Origin of the sequence: Cellulosimicrobium sp. SL-1, from assembly GCF_011033075.1 — a bacterium.
In the GTDB taxonomy this organism is placed as follows: Bacteria; Actinomycetota; Actinomycetes; order Actinomycetales; family Cellulomonadaceae; genus Cellulosimicrobium; species Cellulosimicrobium funkei.
On the sequence record NZ_JAACJC010000006.1, the window covers coordinates 308,241 to 332,534 of the forward strand.

26 protein-coding genes are annotated in these 24,294 nt (G+C 76.2%); 12 read left to right on the plus strand and 14 right to left on the minus strand.

Annotated features, from left to right (window positions below; all coding sequences use genetic code 11):
* Positions 1 to 57 precede the first annotated feature (57 nt).
* The 3 genes from GWJ10_RS11685 (at position 58) to GWJ10_RS11695 (ending at position 1,924) form a co-directional block, all read left to right on the plus strand.
* On the plus strand, positions 58 to 606 hold the full coding sequence (locus tag GWJ10_RS11685) for a DUF3090 domain-containing protein (RefSeq protein ID WP_163187561.1): 549 nt from the start codon (positions 58 to 60) through the stop codon (positions 604 to 606).
* A gap of 122 nt (positions 607 to 728) precedes the next feature.
* Positions 729 to 1,481 (plus strand): SCO1664 family protein, encoded by a 753-nt coding sequence (locus GWJ10_RS11690; protein WP_163187692.1) that lies wholly within the window; start codon positions 729 to 731, stop codon positions 1,479 to 1,481.
* 77 nt (positions 1,482 to 1,558) lie between these two features.
* Entirely contained in the window at positions 1,559 to 1,924 is a 366-nt protein-coding gene (locus GWJ10_RS11695) for a nuclear transport factor 2 family protein (protein ID WP_163187563.1), read from the plus strand.
* A gap of 93 nt (positions 1,925 to 2,017) precedes the next feature.
* On the opposite strand, the gene GWJ10_RS11700 is transcribed toward GWJ10_RS11695, so the two are convergent.
* Positions 2,018 to 2,782 carry an SDR family NAD(P)-dependent oxidoreductase gene (locus GWJ10_RS11700; RefSeq protein ID WP_163187565.1) on the minus strand — a complete coding sequence of 255 codons (765 nt, stop codon included), beginning with the start codon at positions 2,780 to 2,782 and terminating at the stop codon, positions 2,018 to 2,020.
* A gap of 100 nt (positions 2,783 to 2,882) precedes the next feature.
* Between GWJ10_RS11700 and GWJ10_RS11705 the strand changes: the two genes are divergently transcribed.
* On the plus strand, positions 2,883 to 3,746 hold the full coding sequence (locus tag GWJ10_RS11705; protein WP_163187567.1) for a helix-turn-helix transcriptional regulator: 864 nt from the start codon (positions 2,883 to 2,885) through the stop codon (positions 3,744 to 3,746).
* Positions 3,747 to 3,750: 4 nt separating this feature from the next.
* Here the strand turns inward: GWJ10_RS11705 and GWJ10_RS11710 are convergent, their stop codons facing one another.
* The gene (locus GWJ10_RS11710) at positions 3,751 to 4,131 is read right to left on the minus strand and encodes a VOC family protein (protein WP_163187569.1); all 381 of its coding nucleotides are present in this window, start codon (positions 4,129 to 4,131) and stop codon (positions 3,751 to 3,753) included.
* 97 nt (positions 4,132 to 4,228) lie between these two features.
* Between GWJ10_RS11710 and GWJ10_RS11715 the strand changes: the two genes are divergently transcribed.
* On the plus strand, positions 4,229 to 5,488 hold the full coding sequence (locus tag GWJ10_RS11715) for an AI-2E family transporter (protein ID WP_163187571.1): 1,260 nt from the start codon (positions 4,229 to 4,231) through the stop codon (positions 5,486 to 5,488).
* A gap of 19 nt (positions 5,489 to 5,507) precedes the next feature.
* Here GWJ10_RS11715 and GWJ10_RS11720 read toward each other — a convergent pair whose 3' ends face one another.
* Positions 5,508 to 5,885 (minus strand): hypothetical protein, encoded by a 378-nt coding sequence (locus tag GWJ10_RS11720; RefSeq protein WP_163187573.1) that lies wholly within the window; start codon positions 5,883 to 5,885, stop codon positions 5,508 to 5,510.
* Positions 5,886 to 5,988: 103 nt separating this feature from the next.
* Here GWJ10_RS11720 and GWJ10_RS11725 point away from each other — a divergent pair, with 103 nt between their 5' ends.
* Positions 5,989 to 6,594, plus strand: a complete 606-nt coding sequence (locus GWJ10_RS11725; protein ID WP_163187575.1) for a DUF4334 domain-containing protein — start codon at positions 5,989 to 5,991, stop codon at positions 6,592 to 6,594.
* Here GWJ10_RS11725 and GWJ10_RS11730 read toward each other — a convergent pair.
* The gene (locus GWJ10_RS11730; RefSeq protein ID WP_163187577.1) at positions 6,558 to 7,751 is read right to left on the minus strand and encodes an FAD-dependent oxidoreductase; all 1,194 of its coding nucleotides are present in this window, start codon (positions 7,749 to 7,751) and stop codon (positions 6,558 to 6,560) included. The two genes, GWJ10_RS11725 and GWJ10_RS11730, sit on opposite strands and share 37 nt — an antisense overlap.
* Before the next feature lie 196 nt (positions 7,752 to 7,947).
* Here GWJ10_RS11730 and GWJ10_RS11735 point away from each other — a divergent pair, with 196 nt between their 5' ends.
* Positions 7,948 to 8,757: an SDR family oxidoreductase gene (locus tag GWJ10_RS11735; RefSeq protein WP_163187579.1), complete on the plus strand. Its 810-nt coding sequence runs from the start codon at positions 7,948 to 7,950 to the stop codon at positions 8,755 to 8,757.
* A gap of 6 nt (positions 8,758 to 8,763) precedes the next feature.
* Here the strand turns inward: GWJ10_RS11735 and GWJ10_RS11740 are convergent, their stop codons facing one another.
* Positions 8,764 to 9,918, minus strand: coding sequence for a WYL domain-containing protein (locus GWJ10_RS11740; RefSeq protein WP_163187581.1), 1,155 nt, complete (start codon positions 9,916 to 9,918; stop codon positions 8,764 to 8,766).
* A 135-nt stretch (positions 9,919 to 10,053) separates the two neighbouring features.
* Here GWJ10_RS11740 and GWJ10_RS11745 point away from each other — a divergent pair, with 135 nt between their 5' ends.
* A complete protein-coding gene (locus GWJ10_RS11745) occupies positions 10,054 to 10,470 on the plus strand; it encodes a VOC family protein (RefSeq protein WP_163187583.1) in 417 nt (138 codons plus the stop codon).
* A 117-nt stretch (positions 10,471 to 10,587) separates the two neighbouring features.
* On the opposite strand, the gene GWJ10_RS11750 is transcribed toward GWJ10_RS11745, so the two are convergent.
* The gene (locus GWJ10_RS11750; protein ID WP_163187585.1) at positions 10,588 to 12,138 is read right to left on the minus strand and encodes a DUF5979 domain-containing protein; all 1,551 of its coding nucleotides are present in this window, start codon (positions 12,136 to 12,138) and stop codon (positions 10,588 to 10,590) included.
* 237 nt (positions 12,139 to 12,375) lie between these two features.
* Between GWJ10_RS11750 and GWJ10_RS11755 the strand changes: the two genes are divergently transcribed.
* Both GWJ10_RS11755 and GWJ10_RS11760 read left to right on the plus strand, forming a co-directional pair.
* On the plus strand, positions 12,376 to 13,857 hold the full coding sequence (locus GWJ10_RS11755; protein ID WP_163187587.1) for a serine protease: 1,482 nt from the start codon (positions 12,376 to 12,378) through the stop codon (positions 13,855 to 13,857).
* Positions 13,858 to 13,897: 40 nt separating this feature from the next.
* Positions 13,898 to 14,899 (plus strand): MvdC/MvdD family ATP grasp protein, encoded by a 1,002-nt coding sequence (locus tag GWJ10_RS11760; protein ID WP_061268456.1) that lies wholly within the window; start codon positions 13,898 to 13,900, stop codon positions 14,897 to 14,899.
* Between the two features lie 82 nt (positions 14,900 to 14,981).
* Here the strand turns inward: GWJ10_RS11760 and GWJ10_RS11765 are convergent, their stop codons facing one another.
* The 5 genes from GWJ10_RS11765 to GWJ10_RS11785 form a co-directional block, all read right to left on the minus strand.
* A complete protein-coding gene (locus GWJ10_RS11765) occupies positions 14,982 to 15,719 on the minus strand; it encodes a glycosyltransferase family 2 protein (RefSeq protein ID WP_076404831.1) in 738 nt (245 codons plus the stop codon).
* The gene (locus GWJ10_RS11770; protein WP_241005769.1) at positions 15,716 to 16,321 is read right to left on the minus strand and encodes a hypothetical protein; all 606 of its coding nucleotides are present in this window, start codon (positions 16,319 to 16,321) and stop codon (positions 15,716 to 15,718) included. The genes GWJ10_RS11765 and GWJ10_RS11770 overlap by 4 nt, the downstream gene beginning before the upstream one ends.
* A gap of 169 nt (positions 16,322 to 16,490) precedes the next feature.
* Positions 16,491 to 17,306 (minus strand): MerR family transcriptional regulator, encoded by an 816-nt coding sequence (locus GWJ10_RS11775; RefSeq protein ID WP_241005770.1) that lies wholly within the window; start codon positions 17,304 to 17,306, stop codon positions 16,491 to 16,493.
* A 32-nt stretch (positions 17,307 to 17,338) separates the two neighbouring features.
* Positions 17,339 to 17,845 carry a VOC family protein gene (locus tag GWJ10_RS11780; protein WP_163187589.1) on the minus strand — a complete coding sequence of 169 codons (507 nt, stop codon included), beginning with the start codon at positions 17,843 to 17,845 and terminating at the stop codon, positions 17,339 to 17,341.
* 33 nt (positions 17,846 to 17,878) lie between these two features.
* A complete protein-coding gene (locus GWJ10_RS11785) occupies positions 17,879 to 18,475 on the minus strand; it encodes a GNAT family protein (RefSeq protein WP_163187591.1) in 597 nt (198 codons plus the stop codon).
* 131 nt (positions 18,476 to 18,606) lie between these two features.
* On the opposite strand from GWJ10_RS11785, the gene GWJ10_RS11790 reads away from it, so the two are divergent.
* Positions 18,607 to 19,146, plus strand: a complete 540-nt coding sequence (locus tag GWJ10_RS11790) for a hypothetical protein (RefSeq protein WP_163187593.1) — start codon at positions 18,607 to 18,609, stop codon at positions 19,144 to 19,146.
* Positions 19,147 to 19,156: 10 nt separating this feature from the next.
* On the opposite strand, the gene GWJ10_RS11795 is transcribed toward GWJ10_RS11790, so the two are convergent.
* From GWJ10_RS11795 to GWJ10_RS11805, 3 genes are all read right to left on the minus strand, one after another.
* Positions 19,157 to 19,969 (minus strand): hypothetical protein, encoded by an 813-nt coding sequence (locus GWJ10_RS11795; protein ID WP_163187595.1) that lies wholly within the window; start codon positions 19,967 to 19,969, stop codon positions 19,157 to 19,159.
* Between the two features lie 81 nt (positions 19,970 to 20,050).
* Positions 20,051 to 21,676, minus strand: coding sequence for an ABC-F family ATP-binding cassette domain-containing protein (locus GWJ10_RS11800; protein WP_206158398.1), 1,626 nt, complete (start codon positions 21,674 to 21,676; stop codon positions 20,051 to 20,053).
* A 319-nt stretch (positions 21,677 to 21,995) separates the two neighbouring features.
* Positions 21,996 to 22,898 carry a LysR family transcriptional regulator gene (locus GWJ10_RS11805; RefSeq protein WP_076404835.1) on the minus strand — a complete coding sequence of 301 codons (903 nt, stop codon included), beginning with the start codon at positions 22,896 to 22,898 and terminating at the stop codon, positions 21,996 to 21,998.
* A 95-nt stretch (positions 22,899 to 22,993) separates the two neighbouring features.
* Here GWJ10_RS11805 and GWJ10_RS11810 point away from each other — a divergent pair, with 95 nt between their 5' ends.
* The gene (locus GWJ10_RS11810) at positions 22,994 to 24,268 is read left to right on the plus strand and encodes an MFS transporter (RefSeq protein ID WP_163187597.1); all 1,275 of its coding nucleotides are present in this window, start codon (positions 22,994 to 22,996) and stop codon (positions 24,266 to 24,268) included.
* The last annotated feature ends 26 nt before the right edge of the window (positions 24,269 to 24,294 follow it).

Sequence of the window (24,294 nt, forward strand, 5' to 3'; positions counted from 1 at the left end):
GACGTCCGACCCGTGGCCGTCCCGTGCGGACGGGCCGTGCGCTCGTAGAGTGAGGTCATGCCCACTCTCGTCCACGAGTACGACTGGCCGGACCGCGTCGTCGTGGGGACCGTCGGGTCGCCCGGCTCCCGCACGTTCTACCTGCAGGCGCGCGAAGGCACGCGGACGACGAGCGTGGCGCTCGAGAAGGAGCAGTCCGCGGTCCTGGCGGACACGATCCAGCGCCTGCTGGACGAGCTCATGGAGGAGCCCGACAACCGGTACAGCGTCCCCGCCGACGTCCCGGCCGAGCTCGTCGACGACGACCCCCTGGACCTCCCGGTCGAGGAGGAGTTCCGCACGGGCGCGATGCGCCTGACCTGGGACCCGCGCACGGCACAGGTCATCGTCGAGGCGTTCCCGCTCGTGGACGACGACGACCTCGATCCCGAGGCGGACGAGCCGGAGCCCGCCGAGTCGCTCCTCGTCAAGATGCCCGTGGGGACGGCCCGCGCGTTCGCGCAGCGCACGCGCGCCGTCGTGAGCGCGGGCCGCCCCCCGTGCCCGCTGTGCGGCCGGCCGGTCGACCCCGACGGGCACGAGTGCGCGCTGCCCGGCGAGGCGTGACGACCCCGCGCGACGACGCCGCCGCGCCGTCCGACGTCGACCCCGCCGGCCCGCCGCCCGGCCTCGGCCCTGCGATCCCGCCATCCGGTCTCGACCCCGCCGACACCCCGCTCGACGCCGCCCTGACCGAGGCGCCGCTCGATGTCGTCGGGCGGATCCGCGTTGCGTCGAACGCGACGTTCCTCGCGCGGCTGGGCGACGTCTCGGTCGTGTACAAGCCGGTCGCGGGCGAGAAGCCGCTGTGGGACTTCCCGGACGGCACGCTCGCGGGCCGCGAGGTCGCCGCGTACCTCGTCTCGGAGGTGTTCGGCGGGGGAGTCGTGCCGCGCACGTGGCTGCGCGACGGGCCGCTCGGCCCGGGCATGGTGCAGCTCTGGCAGGACGTCGACGCGGCGCAGTCGCCGGTCGACGTCGTGCCCACCGACGAGGTGCCGCGTGACGGCGTGCGGACGGTGCTGGAGGGCGTCGACGAGGACGACCGCCCGGTGAGCGTCGTGCACGAGGACTCGCCGGCGCTGCGGCGCATGGCGGTGCTCGACGCCGTCGTGAACAACGCCGACCGCAAGGGCGGGCACGTGCTGCCGCTGGCGGACGGGCGGCGCCTCGGCGTCGACCACGGCGTCACCTTCCACGTCGAGCCCAAGCTGCGCACCGTCCTCTGGGGCTGGCTCGGCGAGCCCCTCGCCGACGACGAGCTCGCGGGCGTCGAGCGGGTGCGCGCGGGCCTCGACGGCGACCTCCCCCACCGCCTGCGCGGTCTCCTCGCGCCCGACGAGGTGGCCGCCCTCGCGGATCGCTGCGACCGGCTGCTGCGCACGGCACGGTTCCCCGCCCCGGAGGGCGACATGCCCGCCGTCCCGTGGCCGCTGTTCTGACGCGTCGCCGCGGCTGACCCGTCGACGGCGCCGCGCCCGACGTCCGCCGGTCCCGACCCCGTGCGTAGACTCGCGCGATGAGCCTTCTTGCCGCCGAGCACGCTCTCCAGGCAGCCCAGCGCGCGGGCGACGTCGCCGCGCTCGACGCGCTGCTGCACCCGCGGTGCGTCGGCGCCGGTCCGGACGGGTCGGTCTTCTCCAAGGAGGACGACCTCGCGAGCCACCGCTCGGGCGCGCTGCGGATCACGCGGCTCGAGGAGGAGTCGCTCGTCGTCCAGGAGGACGGCCCGAGCGGGACGACCCGGCTCGTCGCCGCCGTGGACGCGGTCCAGGACGGGACCGCGCTGTCCGCGCGGCTGGTCTACACGCGCCTGTGGGTGCGCGCGGACGGCGCGTGGCAGGTCCTGGCCGCGACCCTCGCCCCGGCCCCGGAGCCCGTCTGACCGGGCTCGCCCGGCCGGGCCCGCCTGACCGAGCCGCTCGCGCCGAGCCCGCTCGGACCGCGGCGGCTGCACCGGCCCGGCGGCCCAGCCGGCTCAGCGGCCGTGCGGGTCGGACGCGTTGAGGGTGCGCACGACGTCGTCGTAGTCGCCCCGCGCCTCGCCGAACCGGAGGAACTTCACGCGCTCCACGAGGATCTCGTGCGCGTCGGGCTGCGCGCGCAGCAGGTCGACGACCTCGGTGACGAACTCGTCGAGCGGCATGGCGATCGCGCTCTCGCGCTGACCCGGCATGAGATCCGTCGCCACCGACGGCGGGACGAGCTCGACGACGTCGACGCTCGTGTCGGCGAGCTGGAGCCGCAGCGCCTCGCTGAGCATGTGGATCGCGGCCTTCGACGCGTCGTACGTCGGCGTGGCCGCGAGCGGAGCGAACGCCAGCCCGGACGACACGGTGACGATCGTCGCGCGCGGCCGGGTCTGCAGGTGCTCGACGAACGCGCCGACGAGCCGGATCGGGCCGAGCACGTTGGTCGTGACGATCTGCTCGGCGGTGTCGAGGAAGCCCTCGGGGTGGTGCCAGTCCTCGGTGCGCATGATCCCGGCCATGGTGACGAGCGTGTCGAGGTCGGGGTGGCGGTCGAGGACCTCCTTCGCGGCCGTGGCGATGCTCTCGGGGTCGGTGGTGTCGATGCGCACGGTGTCGAGACCGGGGTGCTCGACGGCGATCCGCTCCAGGAGCTCGGTGCGGCGCCCGCCGACGACGACGGTGCTGCCCTGCTCGTGCAGCGCGACGGCGAGCGCCAGCCCGATGCCGCTCGTCGCGCCGGGGATGAAGACGGTGCTGCGCGTGATGTCCATGCCTCGATCCTGAACGTCGTGCGCGCGGCGCGGCAGAGTCCGGTGGACGGGGGACCGGCGATCCCTGGCACGGGCGTCGCGCACCCCGGACGATGGGCGCATGGACCGCGCCGCGCTCGCCGACTTCCTCCGCCGTCGCCGGGAGGCGCTGCAGCCGGGCGACGTGGGGCTCCCGGCCGGGCTGCGCCGTCGGGCACCGGGCCTGCGCCGCGAGGAGGTGGCGCAGCTCGCGCTCATGTCGACGGACTACTACACGCGCCTCGAGCAGCAGCGCGGGCCGCAGCCGAGCACGCAGATGCTCGCGTCGATCGCGCGGGCCCTGCGCCTGTCCGACGACGAGCGCGACTACCTCTACCGGGTCGCCGGGCACGGGGTGCCCGACCGGGCGACCGATCCCGGGCACGTGGCTCCCGCGCTGCAGCGCGTGCTCGACCGCCTGGACGACACCCCCGCGCTGATCCTCGACCCGCTCGCGCAGACGCTCGCGCAGAACGACCTGGCGCGCGCGCTCTACGGCGACGCGTCGGCGTACGCGGGGTGGGACCGCAGCGAGATCTACCGATGGTTCGCCCACCCGGCGACGGCGCGGGCGATCTACCCGGCGCACGACCGGGACCGGCAGGGCCGCGCCCTCGTCGCGAGCCTGCGCTCGGCCGTGGCGGTGCTGGGCGCGTCGTCCCGCGCGGGGGAGCTCGTGCGCGTGCTGTCGCGCACGAGCCCGGAGTTCGTCGCGCTGTGGGACCGGCAGGAGGTGGCGCGCCGGTTCGTGGACCACAAGACGCTCGTGCACCCGGTGGTGGGGGAGATCGAGGTGGACTGCCAGGCGCTCACCACGGAGGACCAGCTCCAGGTGCTCCTCGTGCTCACGGCGGCGCCGGGCACGGAGGCGGCGGACCGGATCCGGCTGCTCGGGGTCGTGGGCACGCAGGACCTCGCCGTGCCGTCACCCCCGCAGCCGTCCTGACGGCTCAGGGGTCGAGGCGCCGGCGCAGCAGGCAGAACACGTTCCCCTCGGGGTCGGCGAGGACGTGCCACGGCTCGTCGCCCGTCTGGCCGACGTCGGCGGGCCGCGCGCCGAGGGCGAGGAGCCGCTCGAGCTCGGCGTCCTGGTCGCGGTCGGTGGGGTTGACGTCGAGGTGCAGCGGGAGCTTGCCAGTGCGCAGGTCGGTGCTCGGGCTGAGGATCAGCGTCGGCTGTGGGCCGCCGAACCCGACGTCGGGCGGGCCGATCTCGATCGAGCCGTCCTCCTCGCGGTCGAGCTCGACGTAGCCGAGCACGTCGCACCAGAACCGAGCGAGCAGCTCGGGGTCGGCGCAGTCGAGGACCAGCTCGCTGATGCGGGACGCCATACCTCGCAGCCTACGGGGCGCCCGGTCCCGGCACCCGGCGGGTGACGCCCGATCGTGTCACCCTGGCCGTCACACGTGCGGCGAGAGAGGGAGCGGGATGGGTCTGGGCAGACGGCGGTCGGGCAAGCGGGCGGACGAGCGCGCCGAGGAGGCTCCCGCCGCGGAGCGGGTCGCCGTCGCGGAACGTGGCCCTGGCGGGGAGACGGATGCCGCCGCGGACCGGGCCGACGCCGTCGAGCCCGCGCGCCCGGCGGGAGCGTCCGCGCTCTGGTCGGACGGCCTCGGTCGCGCAGGCACGCGCTCGGTGCAGGTGCTCGCCCTGGTCGCGCTCGTCGCCGTCGCGGTGTTCGCGGTGACGCGGCTGACGCTCATCGTCATCCCGGTCCTCATCGCGCTCGTGCTCGCCGCGGCGATCTCGCCGCTCGTCGGGCTGCTCCGGCGCAAGGGCGTGCCGTCGTTCCTCGCGACGGTCGTCGCGCTGCTCGCGCTCGTCGTCGTGCTCGGCGTGGTGGTGTGGCTCGTCGCGGCGGCGGTCGTCAAGCAGTGGCCGGAGCTGCGCGACCAGGCCGTCGAGGGCTTCGACGAGCTCCAGACCTACGTGCAGAACCTGCCATTCGACATCACGGAGGAGCAGATCGCGTCGGTGCGCGACTCGCTCGTCGGCCTGCTCCAGTCCGACGCGGTCGGCGCCGGGGCGCTCGCGGGCGCCTCCCAGACGGTCGACTTCGTCGCCGGGTTCTTCGTGATGATCGTCGTGCTGTTCTTCTTCCTCAAGGACGGCCCGGCGATCTGGGAGTTCCTGCTGCGTCCGTTCGAGGGCGCCCGGTACGCGCGCGGGCAGCGCATCGGCGAGACGACGGTCCGCACGCTCGGCGGCTACGTGCGCGGGACGGCGATCGTCGCCGCGGTCGACGCCGTCGCGATCGGCATCGGCCTCGCGATCGTCGGGGTGCCGCTCGTCCTCCCGCTGTCCGTGCTCGTGTTCCTGCTGGCGTTCATCCCGCTCGTGGGGGCCACGCTCGCGGGCGTCCTGTGCGCGCTCGTCGCGCTCGTCGCCGTCGGGCCGGTCGAGGCGCTCATCGTGGTCGCGATCGTCATCGCGGTGAACCAGCTCGAGGGCGACCTGCTCCAGCCCGTCGTCATGGGCCGCACGCTGCGCCTGCACCCGCTCGTGATCCTCATCGCCCTCACCGCGGGCACCGTGCTGGCGGGCCTCACGGGCGCCGTGCTCGCCGTGCCCATCGCGGCGTCGATCTGGCGCGCGATCCAGGTCTGGGACGGCCCCGACCTCCCCGCGCGGTTCGCGCGCCAGAAGCGGCACGAGACCGTCGACGGCGCGCCGTCGTCGTCGTCCTGACGGCGGGCGCTGGGCGGGCTCACGCCCTGGCAGTCCCCGCGCGCGCCCAGAGGGCGGCGAACTCCGTCGGGTCGATCGGGTGGACGTCGCCGGTCCCGGCGAGGTCGTCGTCACCGAACGGCTGGTCCGTGAGGAACCCCGCGTCGTCCTCGACGACCTCGTCGTACGCGTACCGGCGCCAGGACCCGTCCTCCAGTCCCACGACCTGTCGGACGGCGACCACCTCGCCCGCGAGCGGCACGCACGCCCACGCGTAGGCCCGCCCGTCGAGCTCGCGCCCGCTCGCGAGGTACCACCAGCGGTCCGCGTGGTCGGCCGCACGACGGAGCGTCGCGACGCTCCGGGCGAGCGCGTGCGCCGCGGCGTCCTGGTCGGTCTCGATGTCGCCGCGCTGCACGGGGACCAGTGTGTCACCGCGGGGGGCGGTACGACGGGCGTCGCCCCGCGCCCCGCGCGAGGATCGGGACGACGGTCCCGCCCGGACGACCGAGGAGCGACGCATGGCCGACCCTGACGCCCCGCAGCAGGAGCGCACGCCGTCCGGCACGCTCGACGACCTCGCGCGCGGCACGACGACGGCCGGGGCGCTCGCGTTCTTCGACGGCCTCGCGCCCGTCGACGGCGAGTCGCTCCCGGGGTTCTGGTGGGGGTCCGGGCTGCCGACGGGGCACGTGCTCGACGGCGCGCTCGAGGCGCTGGGCTGGGCGGGCAAGCGGTTCGAGCGCGGCGGCGACGCGCACCCCCTCCTGTTCGACGGCGCGGGCGGCGGCCTCGTGGACGTCAACCCCGCGCTCGTCCCGCTCTCGCTCGTGCTGCGGGCGGCGCCGGCGCTGCGCCGACCGCCGGCCGCCCGGGTCGTGCGGGCGTTGCTGCCGCTCACCCGGACGCGGTCGCCCCGGGCGCGGGTGCGCGCCGTCGTGCACCGGGGCGTGGTGACCGCGGCGATGACCTACGACGCGCTCCCGGTCGAGGACGCGCTGCGCACCGTCGACGACGACACGCTCGTCGGGTGCATGGAGGCGCGCGGCATGGGCCGCCCGTTCTTCTTCGTGCTGCGGCGTGCCGCGGGTCAGGACACCTTGCCCTGGAGCAGCCGCCGCCAGTAGATCGTGGGCTGCAGGTAGCGGTCGAACAGCAGCAGGCTGCGGCGCGGGCGCGCGAGGTCGACGACGCCGAACCCCGGGTCGGGCCGACGGTCCCGGTCGAACTCCGCGAGGAGGAGGCGGTCGCGCGACGTCGTGACGGGCGCGACCGAGTAGCCGTCGTAGCGCTGCATCGGGGTGCCGCGCCGTCGGGCCTGGATGTTGCGCGCCACGACGGGCACCTGCCGGCGCAGGGCGCCGCCCGACGGCATCGCGTCGACCGCCGCGGCGTCTCCGAGCCCCCAGACGCGCGGGTGCGCGACGTGCTGGAGGGTCTCGGGGTCGACCGCGACGAACCCGTCGCTCTCGGGGGTCGCGAGCCCGCTCGCGGCGGCCCATGCCGGGGCGCGGTGCGGCGGCGCGACGTAGAGCGCGTCGTAGGAGACCTCGTCGGTCCCGTGCGGCCCGCGGAGCCGGACGGTGCGGTGGGTCGCGTCGACGGACACGAGCGTCGTCGCGGTACGCACCCGCACGCCGTAGCGCCGCGCGGCGGCACGCAGCGCGGGCTCCGCGCGCGGGTCGTCGACGAGGCGCGGCGACTCGACCGCGAGCTCGATCCGGATCGCGTCGAGGACGCCGGTGCGGCGCCAGTGGTCGGCGGCGACGAACAGCGGCTTGAGGCCCACGGGGAAGCACGGCACGTGCCGTGCCGAGATCGCGAACACCACCGTGCCGGAGGTGAGCGACGACACCATCTCCCACGTCTTCGGTGCGAGGTCGGGCAGGTAGCTCGTCGCGGCGAACGGCGTGCCCATCGCCTGCTCGGCGCCGGGCACGGCGTCCCAGTCGACCTCCGACCCGGGGCACACCGCGAGGTCCCCGTAGCCGAGGGCGCGCCCGCCCGCGAGGTGCACGAGCGAGCGCTCGGGGTCGACGCCGACGACGCGGTCGGGGTAGACGCGCACGCCGTCGGGCACGACGTCCTCCTGCGGCCGGGTGAGGTCGTCGAGGGTCGCCATGCCCGACGCGACGTAGGAGAGCAGCGGCCGGTACTGGTGCGTGGTCCGCGGGTCGACGACGGCGACGTCGGGGCAGCCGTCGCGGCGCAGGCGCCCGGCGAGCGAGAGCCCGGCGTTGCCGCCGCCGAGGACGAGCACGTCGTGGCGTGCCGGTGCGTTCATGGCGGGTCCGATCTGCCGGGGGTGGGGCGCTCCACGCTACGGCCGGGTGAGCCCGCACGCCCTGCCAACTGCATGCAACCAAGGGGTTGCACAGTGCCAGGATGACGTGCAACCCTGCGGTTGCATCATGAGCGCCGATCGCGGGTCGCGTCGGCGGGGTCGAGACCCGTTCGACGGGACGCACCGGGAGGGCGACATGACCGGACTGCTGCAGGACAGGGTCGCCGTGGTCTACGGCGGCGGAGGCGCGATCGGCGGGGCCGTGGCCCGGACCTTCGCGCGGGAGGGGGCTCGGGTCTTCCTCGCGGGCCGCACGCAGGACCGTCTCGACGCCGTCGCGCGCGACATCGCCGCGGCGGGCGGCCGCGCCGAGACGGCTCGACTGGACGTGCTCGACGAGCGGGCGGTCGAGGCCCACGCCGCGGCCGTCGCCGCGGCCGCGGGCGGGATCGACGTCGTGCTCGACGCGGTGAGCGTCCCCCACGGCCAGGGCACCCTGCTCGGGGACCTCTCGTTCGAGGAGTTCTGGCGCCCGGTCGAGGGGTTCCTGCGCGGCCTGTTCCTCACGAGCCGGGCGGTGGCGCCCTACCTCGCGCGCTACCGGCCCGGAGTGCTCCTCACGCTGTCCGAGCCGGGCGCGCGGCTCGTCGTGCCGGGCATCCTCGGGCACGGCGTGAGCGCGGCTGGCAAGGAGACGCTCACCCGGCTCCTCGCGGCGGAGCTCGCCCCGGCCGGGGTGCGGGTCGTCGGGCTGCGGCCCCACGCGGTCGTCGACGGGCCCGCGCACGGCTCGTACACGCGCGAGCTGTTCGCGCCCGCCGCGGCCGCCGCCGGGCAGACCGTCCAGGAGCTGCTCGACGACGGCTCCCTGGTCGCGGGGACGCTGCGGGGACGCCTCCCGACGGTCCAGGAGGTGGCCGAGGCCGCCGCCTACCTCGCGTCCGACCGCGCCGCGGCGATGACGGGGACGATCGTCAACCTCACGGGCGGCGCGGTGCCCGACTGACCGTCGTCACGTCCCGGCGACCGCGCCGAGGCGCCGGGCGACGGCGTCGCACGCGGCGACGAGCTCGGCCGGGCCCGCGGCGAGCACGTCGGTATCGAAGGCCGTGACACGCGCCGCGAGCGCCACCCACGACCACGACCCGAGCGTGACCCGGCAGCGCTCCGCGTCCATGGCCTCGACCGTGCCGTCCTCGACGAACGGCGCGACCGCGCGCGCCGGGGCGGCGAGCTCGACCCAGCCCTGGCAGGACCACCTCGCGGCGGGGGTCTCCGGGGCCACCGGGGTCCTGGGCGTCGCCGCCGCTCTCACCGCCCGGGGCGCCGCGCCGCTCGTCGCCGCGCTGCTGGCCGCCGCCACGGGGCCCGGGGCGGTGCCTGCGAAGCGCGCCGCGACGAACGCGCCGACGTCCCCGCCGGGCACGTCGCGCGCGACGAACCGTGGTCCCGTCGGTGTGCGCGGTGTCATCCGGTCGAGCCGGAACGTGCGCCAGTCGTCGCGGTCGAGGTCCCACGCCACGGCGTACCAGCGCCCGTCGTGCACGACGACGTGGTGCACCTCGGCACGGCGCGGCGGCCGGACGCCGGCGCGCGGGTCGTCGGGTCGCACCGTCCCGGATGTCGCGCCGGGGCTCACGTCGGGGGTCGCCTCCGGTGGCGCGTCGAGCGCCACGGCCGCGTAGTCGAAGCGCAGCATTTCGCGGCGGCGCGCCGCCGCGCTCACGGCGAGCAGTACGTCGAGGTCGAGCCGGACGGCCGGGCGCCCAGGTGTCGGAGCGACGGTCGTGACGTCGACCGCGTCGACGCGGTGCCGCAGCCGGGCGGGCAGCACCTGCCGCACGGTCGTGAGCGCGCGGACGGCGGCCTCTGCGAGGTCGTCGCCGACGCCGCTCGCGGTGATCGTGCGCAGCGCGACCGTGAGGGCGACGACCTGCTCGTCGTCGAACAGGAGCGGCGGGAGCTCGGCGCCCGCGTCGAGGCGGTAGCCGCCCACGCGTCCCCGCGTCGCGACGACGTGGTAGCCGAGCTCGCGCAGCCGGTCGACGTCGCGCCGCACCGTGCGGGCGTCGACGCCGAGGCGCGCGGCGAGCTCGGGGCCCGTGCGGTCCGGGCGTGCCTGGAGCAGCGCGAGCAGCAGGAGGGTGCGGCGCGAGGTCTCGGTCATGGCTCCATGCTCCCGCAGAATGCGGACACGATCCGTCCTGATGGAGCGCGAGAGTCGTGGGGTGCGCACGGGCCGACGGCCCGGCGCACGGCCCCCGGCGACCGTCGCGGGTCACGAGCCTCCCGAGGAGAGCCCATGTCCGTCCAGACGACCCCGCACCTCAACTTCCGCGGCGACGCCCGTGCCGCGCTCGAGCTCTACCGGTCCGTGTTCGGTGGCGAGCTCGTCGTCACGACGTACGGCGACCTCGCCCAGACGGCCGACCCGGCGACCGCCGACCTCGTCGTCTGGGGCCAGGTCAGCGCGCCGAGCGGGTTCCGCGTCATGGCCTACGACGTCCCTGCCGACCGGCCGTGGAGCCCGGGCGAGGCGCCGTTCTTCGTGTCCGTGCGCGGCGACGACGTCGAGGAGGTCCGCGGCTACTGGGACGCGCTCGCCGAGGGCTCGACCGTCGTCGCCCCGCTCGCGTCGTCCGACTGGGCGCCGGCGTACGGCATGCTCACCGACCGCTTCGGCGTGACCTGGGTGCTGGACGTCGCAGCGCCCCGCTGACCCCGGACCCTGGCCCCTCCTGCACCGGGAGAACCCGCCGGCGAGCACGGGACCGGCGACCGGATCTGCCCCGATCCGGTCGCCGGTCCCGTGCTCGCGCACCAGGAGTCGGCGACGTCACGCCCGACGGCGCAGGAGGACGACCGTCGCGGTGCCGCCCAGGACCAGCAGGAGCGCGAGGACGAGGAGGGAGGCCGCGTCCGTGCCGGTGGACGCGAGCCCGCCGGGGCCCGCCGTCGCCGGCTGTGTCGGGGCCGAGGTGGGCGTCGGGGCCCGGTCGTAGGTGTTCGCCACGACGAGCTCCGCCGTCTCGTCCTCCGCGACCGTCACGCTCTCGGGTGCCACGACGGTCCGGGTGAGGAGCGTGGTCGCGGTGCTGCCGTCGACGGTCTCGGTGACCGTGCAGGTCGTGCCTGCGGGGATGCCGTCGAGCTCCAGGGCCACGTTGTCCGCGCCCGTCAGCCCGCCCGGGAGCTCGACCTCCTGGTCGAACGCGCCGTCCGGGTCGTCGCACGTCAGGGCGAGGGTGATGGGCCCCTGGGAGCCGGCGGCAGGTCCGTCGACGGCCTTGCGGACGAGCAGCCCGCCCGTGGCGACCCCGTACGTGTTCGTCACCGTCACCGTGGTGGTGTCGCCGTTGCTGATGATGACGGACTCCGGGGTGATGTCCGTCCCCGTGACGACGACGCGGCCGTTGTCACCGTCGTCGCTCTCGGTGACGACGCACGTCCACTCGGCGGGCAGACCGCTCACGACCTCCGTGTGCTCGCCCGCGGCGGCTCCGGCCGGGACGGTGACCGTCCGCTCGACGGTCTCGCCACCGCCCGGCGCCGTGCACACGACGTCGAGCACGACGTCGGACTGCAGCCCGGCGCCGTCGCCGGTCACGACCTTGGTCACCTCGAGGCTGCCCGCGGCGAACGGCTCGAGCAGCGCGCCGGCTCGTCGGGTCAGCTCCGTCGGCTGTGCCAGGACGAGCTTCTGCGCCTCGTCGCGGCCCGTGTTCGTGCCGTCGTAGAGATAGACGGTGCTCTCGAGAACGGTCACCTGTCTCTCCAGGACGAAGCCGTACGGCGGGGTGTCCCCGGCGAGCCGCGCCCAGAGGGTCGCGCCGGGTGGGACCGTGGCGCCGTCGGCGAGGAGGTCCGTGCCCTCGGGGTCGGTGAACACCTCGGCGCCGAACGACCGGATCGTCGCGGGCCCGTCGGCCTCGACGGTGAAGGGCCCGACGATGTCGCCCGTCGTCGGTGCGGCGAGGTTCTCGGGCGTCACCTCGAGCAGCGGGGGCGTGGGCTCGGGCGAGGGCCCGTTCGCGATGGCGTCCGCGACGATCTGCGCGGTGTACTGCCGCACGGGGTCGGTCGTCGCGAGCACGTACTCGTCGGAGAAGAACCAGATCGCGGCCTGGACCGCGGCGGCGCGGGCGTTCGCCGAAGGGGCGGCCGCGGGCTCATTCGTGACGGGGTAATAGTTGTGGAGGATGTAGCCGACGTACCCCAGGTTGGGCACGTTCGCCTCGTCCCAGGTGCCGATCTCGTAGTTGACCCCGGTCCGCGTGTCGGTGAGCAGGTCGATGCAGTAGGTGAACGTCGTCTGGCCGGACGCCGTGTCCGTGACCTGGATCGCCCCGGCGAACTCCGCGTCGTTGGCGGTCGATCCGGCGGGCACGTCCGCGGGATACCCGGCGAGCGGGTCGAACCCGGCGGGTGCGGTGAAGCCCGTGACGGCCTGTCCCGCGCCGAACCCGGTGATCGAGATCTCCGTGAAAGGACCCCGCGGCCCGGCGCCGACCCCGTCGGGGTCGGGCTTCGCGTGGGCGGATGTGCGCCTCGGCGTGTCGGTTGTACGAGCCGCGAGGTGCGCTCCTCTCTCCAGGTGCAGGGGGACCGAACCGAGGGGGAACCCATGCCCGGAAGCAAGAAGTCGGCACCGCGGAAGCCGAGCCGGCGCGAGGTGCCGCAGACGCCCGACACCGTCGACGCGCTGTACCCGCCGCTGCCCGAACGCATCCCGTTGACGCTCGAGTCCATCGCGGGCGAGGAGCCCACGTACGCGGAGATGCTCGAGTCCATCTGCGGCGCGACCGACGACTCCCAGCCCGTCGAGCAGTACGACGGCACGCTCGGCGTCACGCGCGCGTACGTGGACGCCCACCAGAAGCAGGCCGTGCAGGTCCAGTGGAACGCGGGGCTCGGCGGCGTCTTCACCAACCCCGGCAACGTCGACGGCGTGCGCTGGGGGAGCGGGACCCTGATCGCTCCCGACCTCGTCCTCACGTGCGGCCACCTGTTCGACCAGAGCGCCGACGGCTGGGTCCTGCCCCGGCAGAACGGGTCGATGCAGGTCCTCACGCCGCAGCAGATCGCGACGAGCATGCACATCAACGTGCTCTTCCAGGTGGACCCGTCCGGTGTCCTGCGCACCGAGCAGAGCTTCCCGATCGTCGCGCTCGTCGAGTACCGGCTCGGCGGCCTCGACATGGCCGTCGTGCGCGTGGGCGGCAACCCGGGGAACACCTACGGGTTCACGGCCGTCGCCACGGCCAACCCGACGGTGGGCGACATGCTCGCGATCATCGGCCACCCCGCCGGGATGCCCAAGCGCGTCGAAGCGGGCCCGGCGACGGTCGTCACGACGAACCAGATCCGGTACGACGACATCGACACGCTCGGCGGCAACTCCGGGTCCGGGATCCTCGGGCCCGCGGGCGAGCTCGTCGGCGTCCACACGAACGGCGGCTGCAACGCGGCCGGGACCGGGTCGAACTTCGGCACGGCGATCGCGGGCATCCGTGCCGTGTCGCCGACGCTCCAGGCCCTGCCGCACGGGGCGCGCACCGCGACCGCCGACGACGGTTTCACGTCCCTCGCGCAGGACGTCATCGCGACCGTCAAGGCCGCCGACCAGGTCGGCACGCTCCTGGGCGCCGACACCGCGCGCGCCGTCGACGTGCTGACGATCCGGCAGGCCGACTCGCACACGGCCGCCGACCAGATCGGGACGTCGTTCCTCCGGGACCAGGGTGGCACGCCGCGCGCCCTCGACTCCGTCTTCCAGGGCGACACCCGCTTCGCCGCGGACAACCCCGTCGGCACCGGGATCGCGGGCGACGTCGGCTCCGGACCCGGCGACACGCTCCAGGAGGGGATCTTCGACCCCGGCGACGTCTTCGACCCCGTGGTCAACCCCGCGATCGGGCGGCTCGTGCAGGCCGGCGTGCTCGCCGGGGCGCGGCCGTTCGTCCAGGGCGCGGAGTCGCTCGTGGACGAGGACGGTCCGGGCGAGGCGGTCGACGTCGTCGGCGCCCTCGTCGAGGCCGTCGCCGAGGCGCGCGCGACCCTCGAGGCCGTCGAGGCGACGCTCGCCGCCCTCCAGGCCGGGCAGTGACCCGGGCGACCTCGCCCACGGACCGGACCGGGAGCCCGCGATGATCGGCATCGTGTCGCACGCGGACGACCTCCACACCACGGAGGTCGTCCGCCACCTGGACGCGCTCGGCGCGCCCCACGCGCTCCTCGACACGGGGCACGCGCCCCGCGACGTGGCGCTGACCTCGACCCAGGACGCCGCCGGGTGGCGCGCCGACTGGGTCGACACGAGCGCCGAGGGCGTGAGCGCGGTGGACACCACCACGCTGCGCGCCGTGTGGTGGCGCCGACCGCAGCCGTTCGCGCTGCACGACGACCTGCGCTCCGCCCAGGACCGCGGCTTCGCCCACGGGGAGGTCGCCGCGGCGGTCTCCGGGCTGTGGTCGTGCCTGCCCGCCACCTGGGTCAACGACCCGGACCGCGACGAGGCCGGCTCCCGCAAGATGTGGCAGCTCCAGGTCGCCGCGCGGCTCGGGCTGCGCGTGCCGCGCACGTGCATGACGAACGACCCGGCCCGCGCCCGGGAGTTCCTGCACCGGGAACCGGGTCGCGTGATCTTCAAGCCGTTCAGCGGCACGCCCGCGACGTGGCGCGAGACCCGCCCCGTGCGGGACTCGGACCTCGCGCTCATCGAGAGCGTGCGGTACGCGCCGGTCATCTTCCAGGAGGCCGTCGCGGGGTCGGACGTGCGCGTGACGATCGTCGGCACGCAGCTGTTCGCGGCCGAGCTGCGCACCGAGGAGTCGGCGTACGCGTACGACTTCCGCGTCGACACCCACCACTGCCCGACGTCCGTGCACGACCTCCCCGAGCACGTCGCCACCGCGCTCCTGCGGCTCATGGAGGTGCTCGGCCTCTGGTACGGCGCGGTCGACCTGCGCCGCACGCCCGAGGGCGACTACGTGTTCCTCGAGATCAACCCGGCCGGGCAGTGGCTGTTCGTCGAGTACGCGACCGGGCAGCCGATCGCCGCGGCGCTCGCGGCGCTGCTGGCCCGTCTCGACCGCGAGGAGGCACCGGGCGCGACGCGGCGGCGCACCTGGCGCGGCAGCGCGGACTGAGCGCTGGGCCGGTCGCCGGCCCGTCGTCGGCCCGTCGCCGGGCCGTCGCCGCCTGGCACAGGCGGGGCGGTGTCCGTGCGCGTCAGCGCCAGCGGTCGCGCCACCGCTCCCACGGTGGCGCGACCGTCCAGTTGAGGCGCAGCGTGCGCCACGCGCGGTCCATGCGGCGACGGCGCTGGCGCCGCCCGCGCAGCGAGCGCGCCGACACCCCGACGCGCCACGACCGGTCGAGCACCGTGCGCCGGCCCGGGCCGAGGCGGAACGACAGGTCGAGGTCGTCGTGCACCTCCGGGTCGTCGCGCACGACGGCGTCGCGCACGGCGGTCCACGCCGAGCGGCGCAGGGCCATGCACGAGCCCCAGAGCGCGGTGTGGCCGAGCGCGAGGTGGCACAGCACGTAGTACGCGCCGAGGTAGGCGATCGCCACGGCGGCGCGCGCCCCGCGCGGCAGGTCGTCGAACGTGCCCGTGCCGGTCATCGCGTCGAGCGTCGGGTCGGCGGCCATGCGGTCGACGACGCGCTGCACCCACCCCGGGTCGGGGAGCGAGTCGGCGTCGAGTCGCGCGATGACGTCGCCGCGCGCGGCGTCGTACCCGGTCGCGGCGGCCGCCGGGATGCCGACGCGCTCCTCGCGCACGACGACGGCGCCCCAGCGGCGCGCGACGAGCGCGGAGTCGTCGCGCGACGCGTTGTCGACGACCACGACCTCGAGCGGCGCGACGGTCTGCCGCGCGATGCGCGCCAGGCAGCGGTCGAGCGCGGCGGCGTCGTCGCGGACCGGGACGACCACCGACACGGTCGGGGCGGTGCGGGGCGTCACGGCCGGTGCTCCCGGACCGCGGTGCCGCGCGCGAGGAGGACCCCGGCGACGACCGAGCCGAGGAGCCCCGTCGCGAGGTCGGTGACGGTGTCGCCGTAGCCGACGCCGATCCGGTCGTCGAGGAACGTGTGCCCGGCCCACTCGCCCAGCTCCCACAGGATCGCGAGGACCGCCCCGAGACCTGTGGTCACCACGGCGACGCCCGTGCGCCACGGTCGGTCGTCGGCGTGCGGGGCGGGCAGCGCCCCGACGCGGACGAGCGTCACCGTCGCAAGCGCCGCGATCAGACCGGTGCACACGGCGTGCACGGGCAGGTCGAGCCAGGGCACCGCGCGGTACCACTCGAGCTGGGCGGCCCAGGCGGAGGCGAGCAGCGCGGCCCCGTAGCCGACGTCGAGCACGCCGGTCACCCCGAGGGCGCGCGGCACCATCGTCCCGCCGAGCACGAGCAGGAACAGCGCGACGCCGACGCCGTCGAGCGTCGCGCCGGCCACGACGACGCTGAGCGCGGCCCCGGCCCGGACCGCGTCGCCCGCGAGGATCGCGCCGCGTGCCGGGGCGGCGAGGGAGGGGCCCGCCGTGGGGGCGGGGGTGGCGGGCATGCGGGGCTCCTGGGAGGGTGGTGCGGCGGCGGGGATCTCAGCCTCACACCCCGGCGCCGCGTTCGCACGCCCGTCCGCCGGGAGCGCTCGTCGCGCCTCCCGAGGCGCCCGTCGCGCGCCCGTCCGCGGTTCCCCGTCCGCCGTGTCCCGTGCGGCACGGCGCAGGGGGTCAGTCCCAGGTGGCGGTCGCCGGGTCCACGCCGTGCGAGCGCGCGTTCGCCTCGACCGCGGCGCGCAGCCACGCGGCCAGGCCCGGGGCGAGGCCGTCGTAGTGGGCACGGAACCCGGCGTCGTCGACGAACCGCCGCGCGAGGCACACGTGCCGCGCCGGCGGGCAGTCGAAGTGCGCGCCCATCGAGGCCCGGTGCCGCTCGGCGAGGGCGGCCGCCCGCGCCGACGCGGGGTCGACGCCCGCGCGGCACGCCGCCGCGAGGTCGGCCTCCAGGGCCGCGACGTCGTCGGCCAGGCGCTGCCAGTCCTCGGGCGTGCGCTCCGCCGACCGCTCGGCGTACTGCGCCCACTGCGCGGTGTCGCCCCAGAGCGCGCGCGCCTGCCCGGGCCACGCCGGGTCCCAGCCCTCGCCGAACAGCGCCACCTGCTCGGTGCGCGTGAGCAGGAGCCCGCGCTCGCGCGCCGTGACGAGGCGGTCCAGCGCGCGGGCGGTGCGCTCCATCCGGGCGATCCGCTCCCCGAGCAGCGCCCGGTGCCTGCGCAGCGCGTCCACCGCCTCGTCGCCGGTCGCGTCGAGGAGCGCCGCGACGTCCTCGATCGCCACGCCCAGCTCCCGGTACGCCACCACCCGCCGCAGCCGTGCGACGTCGGCCGCCGCGTAGAGCCGGTAGCCCGCCGGCGTCCGTGCCGAGGGGCGCACGAGCCCGACCGCGTCCCAGTGGTGCAGCGTCCGGACGGTGACGCCCGCCGCCGCGGCTGCGTCGCCGACCGTCAGCGGGTCGGCGCCGCGGCCGGGCATCGGGTCGGTGGTCACGTGACCCAGTGTCCATCGCGGAGCCGCGGTGCTCACGGGGCGGGCGCCTCGATCCCGATGCCCTCCAGGAACCGGGCGGGGTCGCTCCCGGCGACGAACGGGCGTGCCGCCGTCATGACGACGCGCGCGTTCTCCGGCGTGCGCACCTCGACCTCCACCGACCCCCACGGCATTTCGCGCGGGCCCGTCGTGCAGCCGGGCGTCACCGCCTCGCACGCGGCGACGATCGCGTCGACCTGCGACAGCACGCACGAGAAGCTCACGGTCAGGGCGGGCAGGTCAGGCGCGGGGGTGCCCGGGACGAGGAGCACGTCCTGGAACGCCCAGCGGCGCAGGTGCACCAGGCCGCCCGGCACGGAGAACAGGTCGAAGAACCCGAGCCCGTGCGTCCAGAGCTCGACGGACGCCGCGAGGTCGTCCGTCGGGACGGTCACGAACTGCGGCATCCCGTAGATGCCGCGGAACGGCTCCGGGGCGACGGCGTCGGGCCCCGGGACGGGGACGGGGGAGAGGTCGAAGGCGGGGAACGTGTCGGTCATGCGGGCAGCCTGCGCCCTGACGTCGCGTCAGGGTCAAGCGCCCGCGCGCGTCTCGTCGGCCAGCAGCGCGTACACGACGCCGTCGACCCAGCCCAGGTCCCGGTGCAGGGAGTCGCGCACCCCCACGCCCTCGCGCCGCATCCCCACGCGCTCCATGAGCCGCCACGACGGCTCGTTCGCGAGGAACGCGCTCGCCACGACGCGCCGCAGGCCGAGGTCCTCGAAGCAGACCCGCAGCAGCGCCCGCACGGCCTCGGTCGCGTAGCCCTGCCCCTGGTGCACCGGGTCGAGCACCCAGCCGATCTCGGCCTCGTCGTCGTGCGGACGGTCGACGACGTCGCGCTGCGCCCAGCCGTCGCGGACCGCGAGGTAGAGGTCCCCGACCACGGCACCCTCGCGCTCCACGACGAGGGTCGTCGCGAGCCGCCCCGGCTCGACGTGGTGCTCGCGCCACTCCTCGACCGCGGTGAACCGCTGCGTGAGCCACCGGTCCACCTCGGGCAGGCTGCGGTAGGCGAACAACGCGTCGGCGTCGTCCGGCCGGGCGCGGCGCAGCGTCAGGCGTGCGGTCCGCACGGGCCACGCGACCCGCTCCAGGACGTCGGGGCGCACGTCGGTGGCGTCGGTCATGCGCCCACCCTGGCACGTGGATGGCCTGCGCATCGAGGAGATTCCGGCGGCGCGGTACCGCCGGCCGGCGCGGCGGCCCCGAGGACGGGCGCGTGCGACGGCACGCCCCGCGCCGGTCTAGGGTCGCCCCCATGACGCTGTTCCTCGACGACCCCGACGAGGGTCTGTCGCCCGCGACGAGCCACCCCGCCTTCGTGTCCCTCGCGCCGGAGCCGTTCTACGACGAGGGCGAGGACCTTGCGCCGTTCGGCAACGACGCCGGGCACGACGCGCTGCGCGACCTTGAGGAGTGGTACGCCGCCGACGGGCGCGACGACGCGCTTCCCGCCTTCGTCGACGGCCTCCTGGCGGCGTGGGACCTCGGCGTCCCCGAGGACGTCTGGGCGTCCGGGCGGCAGGGTGTCGCGGACCGGCTCCGCGGCGGCGACGTCGACGAGGCGGCGCTCGCGGCCGAGGCCCGCGCGCAGATCGCGATCGTGCTCGGCCAGCTGAAGATCCGCGGCGGCCTCACCCCTCATGCGCGGGCCCTGGGCGTCGCGGTGCTCGACGTGCTCGCCGCCCTCAACGACCACGCGCGGGTCGTGAGCCCGGGCTGGCGGCACGCCGACGCCGACGCCGCGGCGACCGCCGCGATGGCCGCCGTCGTGCGGGCCGCGCCGGACCTGCCCTGACGACCGCGGCCTACGCCGGCGGCGGCGGGTCGTCGTCGGCGCGGCCGCCGACGAGGTTCCGCACGCGCTCCCTGCGCGCTCGGTAGCGCGCCCCGAAGCGCTCCTGCGCGCGGGCGAGCCGGTGCGGCCGGCGACCGTACCGACGTCGGGCCCAGAACGACGACGGCTTTGCCAGCCGCACCGCGCCCACGAGCGCGACGACCGGGACCACAACGCCGACCAGGCCCGTCGCGAGCTTGCCCTTGAGGACGCACACGAACGCGAGCGCGAGGTGCACGACGACCGTCACGGTGTAGGCGAGCCAGCCGCCGGACGCGTCGTCCGACGTGACACCGATGGGTGACGCGGACAGGAGCAGCGCTCCGCCGAGGGCCCCGCCGACGAGGATCGCGTCGATCGAGCGCTGGCCCTCCTCGGACCAGTAGACGTCGTCGACGTAGAGCCACAGCGCGAACTCGTCGAGTGCGAGCGCGGCGCCCGCGCCGAACAGCAGCGCGAGCACCTCCGACCACGGGTGCCCGGGGGAGTAGCGGAACTCGAGCGTGCCGGTCAGCAGCACGAGCAGGATGCCCCACACCTGGTGGTGCACGTGGACGCCCCCGATCGACACGTCCCCGAGGAGGGACCGCCGCGAGGGCGGCGGGCCGTCGTCCGCGGGCTCGTGCCCGGGCGCCCCCGTGGTCGTCGCCGCGGCGGCCTCGGCGCGGGCGCGGATGCGGCGCGTGATCGACCGCACGACGACGAACGTCACGACGAACCCGACGAGCGCGAACAGCGCCGGGGCGCGGCCCGTGTCGACGACGTGCTCGGTGTACCAGCCCACGGTCCCCTCCCGGCCGGTGGTCCTGGGTCCATCGTCCGAGGTCCGGGGCGACCCGTCGAGCGGGCCGCCCCGGACCGGCGCTCAGCGGGCGGGTTGCTCCGCGCCCGGCGCCACCTCGTGGAGCCCGCCGTCCCGGTCGAGCTCGAGCCGCACGTCGACCCCGAGGCGGGCGAGGAACCCGTCGTCGTGGCTCACCACGAGCAGCGCGCCCGCGTAGCCCGACAGCGCCTCGACGAGCCGTTCGACGCTGCGCACGTCGAGGTCGTTCGTCGGCTCGTCGAGCACGAGGAGCTGCGCGGGCGGGTCGGCGAGCAGGAGCCGCGCGAGCGCGACGCGGAACCGCTCGCCGCCCGACAGGGTGCCCACCGGGCGGTCGACGGCCGACCCGCGCAGGAGCAGGCGCGCGAGGTGGTTGCGGACCGTGCCCGGCGCCACGCCCGGGGCGCCGTCGCGGACGGTGTCGAGCGCGCTGCGTGCGTCGTCGAGGCCGTCGCGCCGCTGCGGGAGGTAGCCGACGCGGTCGGTGAGGAGCGTCCCGCCGGCGCGTCCTGGCTCGGGCGCGCGCGCGGCGAGCAGGTTCTCCAGGAGCGTCGTCTTGCCGGTGCCGTTGGCCCCGACGAGCGCGACGCGCTCGGGCCCCTGGACGACGACCGTGCGGTTCGTCCCGTGCAGCTCGGCGAGCCGACGCCCGCGCGGGACGTCCGGGTCCGGCAGCACGAGGTGCACGTGCTCGTCGTCGCGCACCCGGGCCGCCGCCGCGTCGAGCGCCTGCTGCGCGGCCTGGACCTTGGCGTCCAGGCCCTGGCGCATCGAGCCCGCCGAGACCTGGGCCGCGGACGCGCGCAGCCCCATGGAGATGCGCGACCCGGTGCGGTTCGCCTGGGCGGTCCGCGCCGTCCGCTCGCGGCGCGCGAGCTTGGTCTCGGCCTCGACGCGCTGGCGCTTCTCGGCGCGCAGGGTCTGCTCGGCGCTCCGCGCGGCCTGCGCCGCCGCGGCCTGGTCGACCTCCAGCTGCGCGCGCCACGCGCTGTACGGGCCGCCGAACGTGGTCAGCGTGCCCGCGTGCAGCTCGGCGGTCTCGTCGACGTGCTCGAGCAGCTCCAGGTCGTGGCTCACGACGACGAGAGCCCCGGGCCAGTCGTCGACGAGCGCGGCGAGCCGGGCCCGGGTGGCGCGGTCGAGGTTGTTCGTCGGCTCGTCGAGCAGCGTGATCGCGCTGCGCCGCACGCGCAGGCCGCTGATCGCGACGAGCATCGCCTCGCCGCCGGACAGCTCGCCGACGCGCCGGTCGAGGCCGACGCCGTCGAGCCCGATCTCGGCGAGCGCCTGGGCGGCGCGCGCCTCGACGTCCCAGTCGTCGCCGACGGCGTCGAAGTGCCGCTCGTCGACGTCGCCGGACTCGATCGCGCGCAGGGCGTCGAGCGTCGCGTCGATGCCGAGCAGGCGCGCGACGCTCGCGTCGCGGCCGAGCGTGAGCGTCTGGGGGAGGTAGGCGACGTCGCCGGTGGTCGTCACGCGCCCGGAGGTGGGCGTGAGCAGGCCGGCGACGAGGCGCAGGAGCGTCGACTTGCCGGCGCCGTTGTCGCCGACGAGGCCCGTGCGGCCGGTGCCGAACGTGCCGGAGAGGTGGGAGAGCGCGACGGTGCCGTCGGGCCACTCGAACGTGAGGTCGGTCAGCGTCACCGCGGACCGGTGCAGGGTGGACATGGGTGTGCTCCTCGGCCCGCGGTGCCGCGGGCGTGGTCGTGCCGGGAAGGTCGGGCGGCTGTCGTCGCGCGGGCGCGCGGACGGGCCGCCGGTGGCGGGAGCGGTGGGGCGTCGCCCAGGCACGCCGAGGCCGCGGCACGAGCCGGGCAGGGGTCGCCGACGAGGGCTCCGACGGGGCGGAGCGGGGCGAGGGGTGCGCTGGGACGGGCCGCCGACGGCTCGGCGGCTAGAGTCTGTCGACCTCGATGAGCACGTGCCGATGCTAGCAGCGCGGCCCGGCGGGGTCTGCGGGCGCAGGGTCCGCGGGCGCGGGGGCCCGTCACCCCGCCGGAGCCTGCTCCCGACCCGTGGCGAGCGAGGCGACGAGCGAGGCGACGAGCGCCGCGGCGGCCGCGCCCGGGTGCGGCCGCGTCACGAGCCCGAGGGACCACGCCTCCGGTGCGTCGAGCGGCACGGCGACCGCGCCCGGCGCGGGCTCGTACATGTCCGCGGGGACCACCGCGACGCCGAAACCGGCGGCGACGAACGCGGGCAGGTCGCCGACGTCGGCCACCTCCGTGTCCGCGCGCGGCGCGACGCCCGCGTGCGCGAACGCGCGCTCGGCGACCACCCGGTTGCCGAACCCGCGCGGCGTCGTCACGACGTGCTCGTCGGCCAGGTCGCCGGGCGCCACCGACCGCGCCCCGGCGAGCGGGTGGCCCGCGGGCAGCACCGCGACGAACGTCGACGACGTGAGGCGCGTGTACCGCAGACCGGGGTGGTCCTCGGGCCCGAGCCCGGTGAACGCGACGTCCACGACACCGCGCCGCACGTCCTCCCCGAGGCCCGTCGACCCGGCGGGCGACGGGGTGAGGCGCAGCACCACGCCGGGGTGGCGGTCCCGGAACGCGGCGAGGGTGCGCGGCAGGCCGAGGTACCCGAGGTTCGTGAACACCCCGAGCCGCACCGTGCCGCGCACGTGGTGCGGCCCGGGCGCGACGGCGGCACGGGCCTGGTCGACGGCGTCGAGCACCGCCCGGGCCCGGGGGAGCAGCGCCTCGCCCTGCGAGGTCAGCGCGACCGAGCGCCGCGTGCGCTCGAACAGGCGGGCGCCGAGCTCGGCCTCCAGGGCGCGCACGCCCGCCGAGACGCTCGACTGCACGGCGAAGACGCGCGCGGCGGCGCGCGTGAAGCTCAGCTCCTCGGCCACCGCGACGAAGTACTCGAGCTGGCGCGTCTCCATGCCGCTCACCCTACGACGTCCTATCGCTGACATCGATCAAGAGGATCGGTACAAGTCGTTGGACACGATCAGGAGCACAGGCGCACGGTGGACGCATGACGACGACCTCGGCACCTCCGACCCGCCCCGCACCCGCGCGACCGGACGACGCGCAGCGGCCCTCCCGGCCGCCGCGTGCGCGGCGCACGCGGCCGCTCGTCTCGCACGGGTCCGGGTTCCTCGTGGTGGCGCTCGCGTTCGCGACGGCCATGGCGTTCTCGACGGTCCCGACGCCGCTCTACCCGCTGTACCAGGCGCGCGACGGCCTGCCGACCGTCGCCGTGACCGTCGTCTTCGCCGCGTACGCCGTCGGGGTCGCCGCGAGCCTCTACCTCGTCGGGCACCTCAGCGACCGGTTCGGGCGCCGCCGCGTCCTGGTCCTCGGCCTCGTGGCCGAGCTCGTCGCGGCCGTGCTGTTCCTGCTGCTGGACGGTCTGGGCGGCCTCGTCGTCGCGCGGCTCGTCTCGGGCGTGGGGATCGGGGCCGTCACCGCGACGGCGACCGCGCACCTCGCCGAGCTCCGCGCGGCAGCCCGGCCCGGCGGCCCGGCGGACACGAGCGCCGTCGCGGGCCTGGCGAACATCGGCGGCCTCGCGCTCGGACCGCTCGTCGGCGGGCTGCTCGCCCAGGCCGCGCCCGCGCCGCTCACGACCCCGTACGTCGCCTTCGCCGTCCTGCTCGCCGCGGCGGTCCTCGCCGCGGCGCTCGTGCCCGAGACCGTGCCGCCCGCCGCCGCCCCGTACCGCTACCGCCCGCAGCGCGTCGCCGTGCCGCGCGCCGGGCGCGGCACCTTCGTCGCCGCGGCGGCCGCCGCGTTCGCGGGGTTCGCGGTCTTCGGCCTCTTCACGTCCCTCACCCCGAGCGTGCTCGCGACCGTGATGCACGAGGAGTCGCGCCTCGTCGCCGGGCTCGTCTCGGCCGCGGTCTTCGCCGCGGCCGCCGTCGCGCAGCTCGCGACGGGCCGGCTCGCCCGCCGGCGCCAGGTCGTGCTCGCCGTCGCGCTGACGCTCACGGGGCTCGCCGTGCTCGCCGTCTCCGTCGGCACCGCGAGCCTGCCCGGGTTCGTGGCGAGCGCCGTGGTCGCGGGCGCGGGCGTCGGCATCCTCTTCCGGGGCGCGCTCGCGACGGCGGGGGCTCTGGCGGAGCCCGGCCGCCGGGGCGAGGTCCTCGCGGGGGTCTTCCTCGTCGCGTACCTGGGGCTCGCCGTCCCTGTGCTGCTCCTGGGGGTCTCGCTCACGGTCGAGCCGCTGCGCCTCATGGTCGTCGTCTTCGCGGCGGCCACCGCGCTGCTCGTCGCGGCGGCCGCGCCGGGCCTGGCACGCCGGTCCTGAGAGGGCGGGGCGGACCGCGGTCCGCC

Excerpts from the sequence above, each read along its gene's own strand:
- GWJ10_RS11705 (WP_163187567.1), top strand. The coding sequence starts at position 2,883 with ATGGACCGCGCCGCGCTCGCCGACTTCCTCCGCCGTCGCCGGGAGGCG.
- GWJ10_RS11790 (WP_163187593.1), top strand. The coding sequence starts at position 18,607 with ATGACGCTGTTCCTCGACGACCCCGACGAGGGTCTGTCGCCCGCGACG.
- GWJ10_RS11805 (WP_076404835.1), bottom strand. The coding sequence starts at position 22,898 with ATGGAGACGCGCCAGCTCGAGTACTTCGTCGCGGTGGCCGAGGAGCTG.
- GWJ10_RS11760 (WP_061268456.1), top strand. The coding sequence starts at position 13,898 with ATGATCGGCATCGTGTCGCACGCGGACGACCTCCACACCACGGAGGTC.
- GWJ10_RS11740 (WP_163187581.1), bottom strand. The coding sequence starts at position 9,918 with ATGACCGAGACCTCGCGCCGCACCCTCCTGCTGCTCGCGCTGCTCCAG.
- GWJ10_RS11735 (WP_163187579.1), top strand. The coding sequence starts at position 7,948 with ATGACCGGACTGCTGCAGGACAGGGTCGCCGTGGTCTACGGCGGCGGA.
- GWJ10_RS11725 (WP_163187575.1), top strand. The coding sequence starts at position 5,989 with ATGGCCGACCCTGACGCCCCGCAGCAGGAGCGCACGCCGTCCGGCACG.
- GWJ10_RS11715 (WP_163187571.1), top strand. The coding sequence starts at position 4,229 with ATGGGTCTGGGCAGACGGCGGTCGGGCAAGCGGGCGGACGAGCGCGCC.
- GWJ10_RS11785 (WP_163187591.1), bottom strand. The coding sequence starts at position 18,475 with ATGACCGACGCCACCGACGTGCGCCCCGACGTCCTGGAGCGGGTCGCG.
- GWJ10_RS11685 (WP_163187561.1), top strand. The coding sequence starts at position 58 with ATGCCCACTCTCGTCCACGAGTACGACTGGCCGGACCGCGTCGTCGTG.
- GWJ10_RS11710 (WP_163187569.1), bottom strand. The coding sequence starts at position 4,131 with ATGGCGTCCCGCATCAGCGAGCTGGTCCTCGACTGCGCCGACCCCGAG.
- GWJ10_RS11730 (WP_163187577.1), bottom strand. The coding sequence starts at position 7,751 with ATGAACGCACCGGCACGCCACGACGTGCTCGTCCTCGGCGGCGGCAAC.
- GWJ10_RS11745 (WP_163187583.1), top strand. The coding sequence starts at position 10,054 with ATGTCCGTCCAGACGACCCCGCACCTCAACTTCCGCGGCGACGCCCGT.
- GWJ10_RS11755 (WP_163187587.1), top strand. The coding sequence starts at position 12,376 with ATGCCCGGAAGCAAGAAGTCGGCACCGCGGAAGCCGAGCCGGCGCGAG.
- GWJ10_RS11695 (WP_163187563.1), top strand. The coding sequence starts at position 1,559 with ATGAGCCTTCTTGCCGCCGAGCACGCTCTCCAGGCAGCCCAGCGCGCG.
- GWJ10_RS11700 (WP_163187565.1), bottom strand. The coding sequence starts at position 2,782 with ATGGACATCACGCGCAGCACCGTCTTCATCCCCGGCGCGACGAGCGGC.
- GWJ10_RS11800 (WP_206158398.1), bottom strand. The coding sequence starts at position 21,676 with ATGTCCACCCTGCACCGGTCCGCGGTGACGCTGACCGACCTCACGTTC.
- GWJ10_RS11770 (WP_241005769.1), bottom strand. The coding sequence starts at position 16,321 with ATGCCCGCCACCCCCGCCCCCACGGCGGGCCCCTCCCTCGCCGCCCCG.
- GWJ10_RS11780 (WP_163187589.1), bottom strand. The coding sequence starts at position 17,845 with ATGACCGACACGTTCCCCGCCTTCGACCTCTCCCCCGTCCCCGTCCCG.
- GWJ10_RS11810 (WP_163187597.1), top strand. The coding sequence starts at position 22,994 with ATGACGACGACCTCGGCACCTCCGACCCGCCCCGCACCCGCGCGACCG.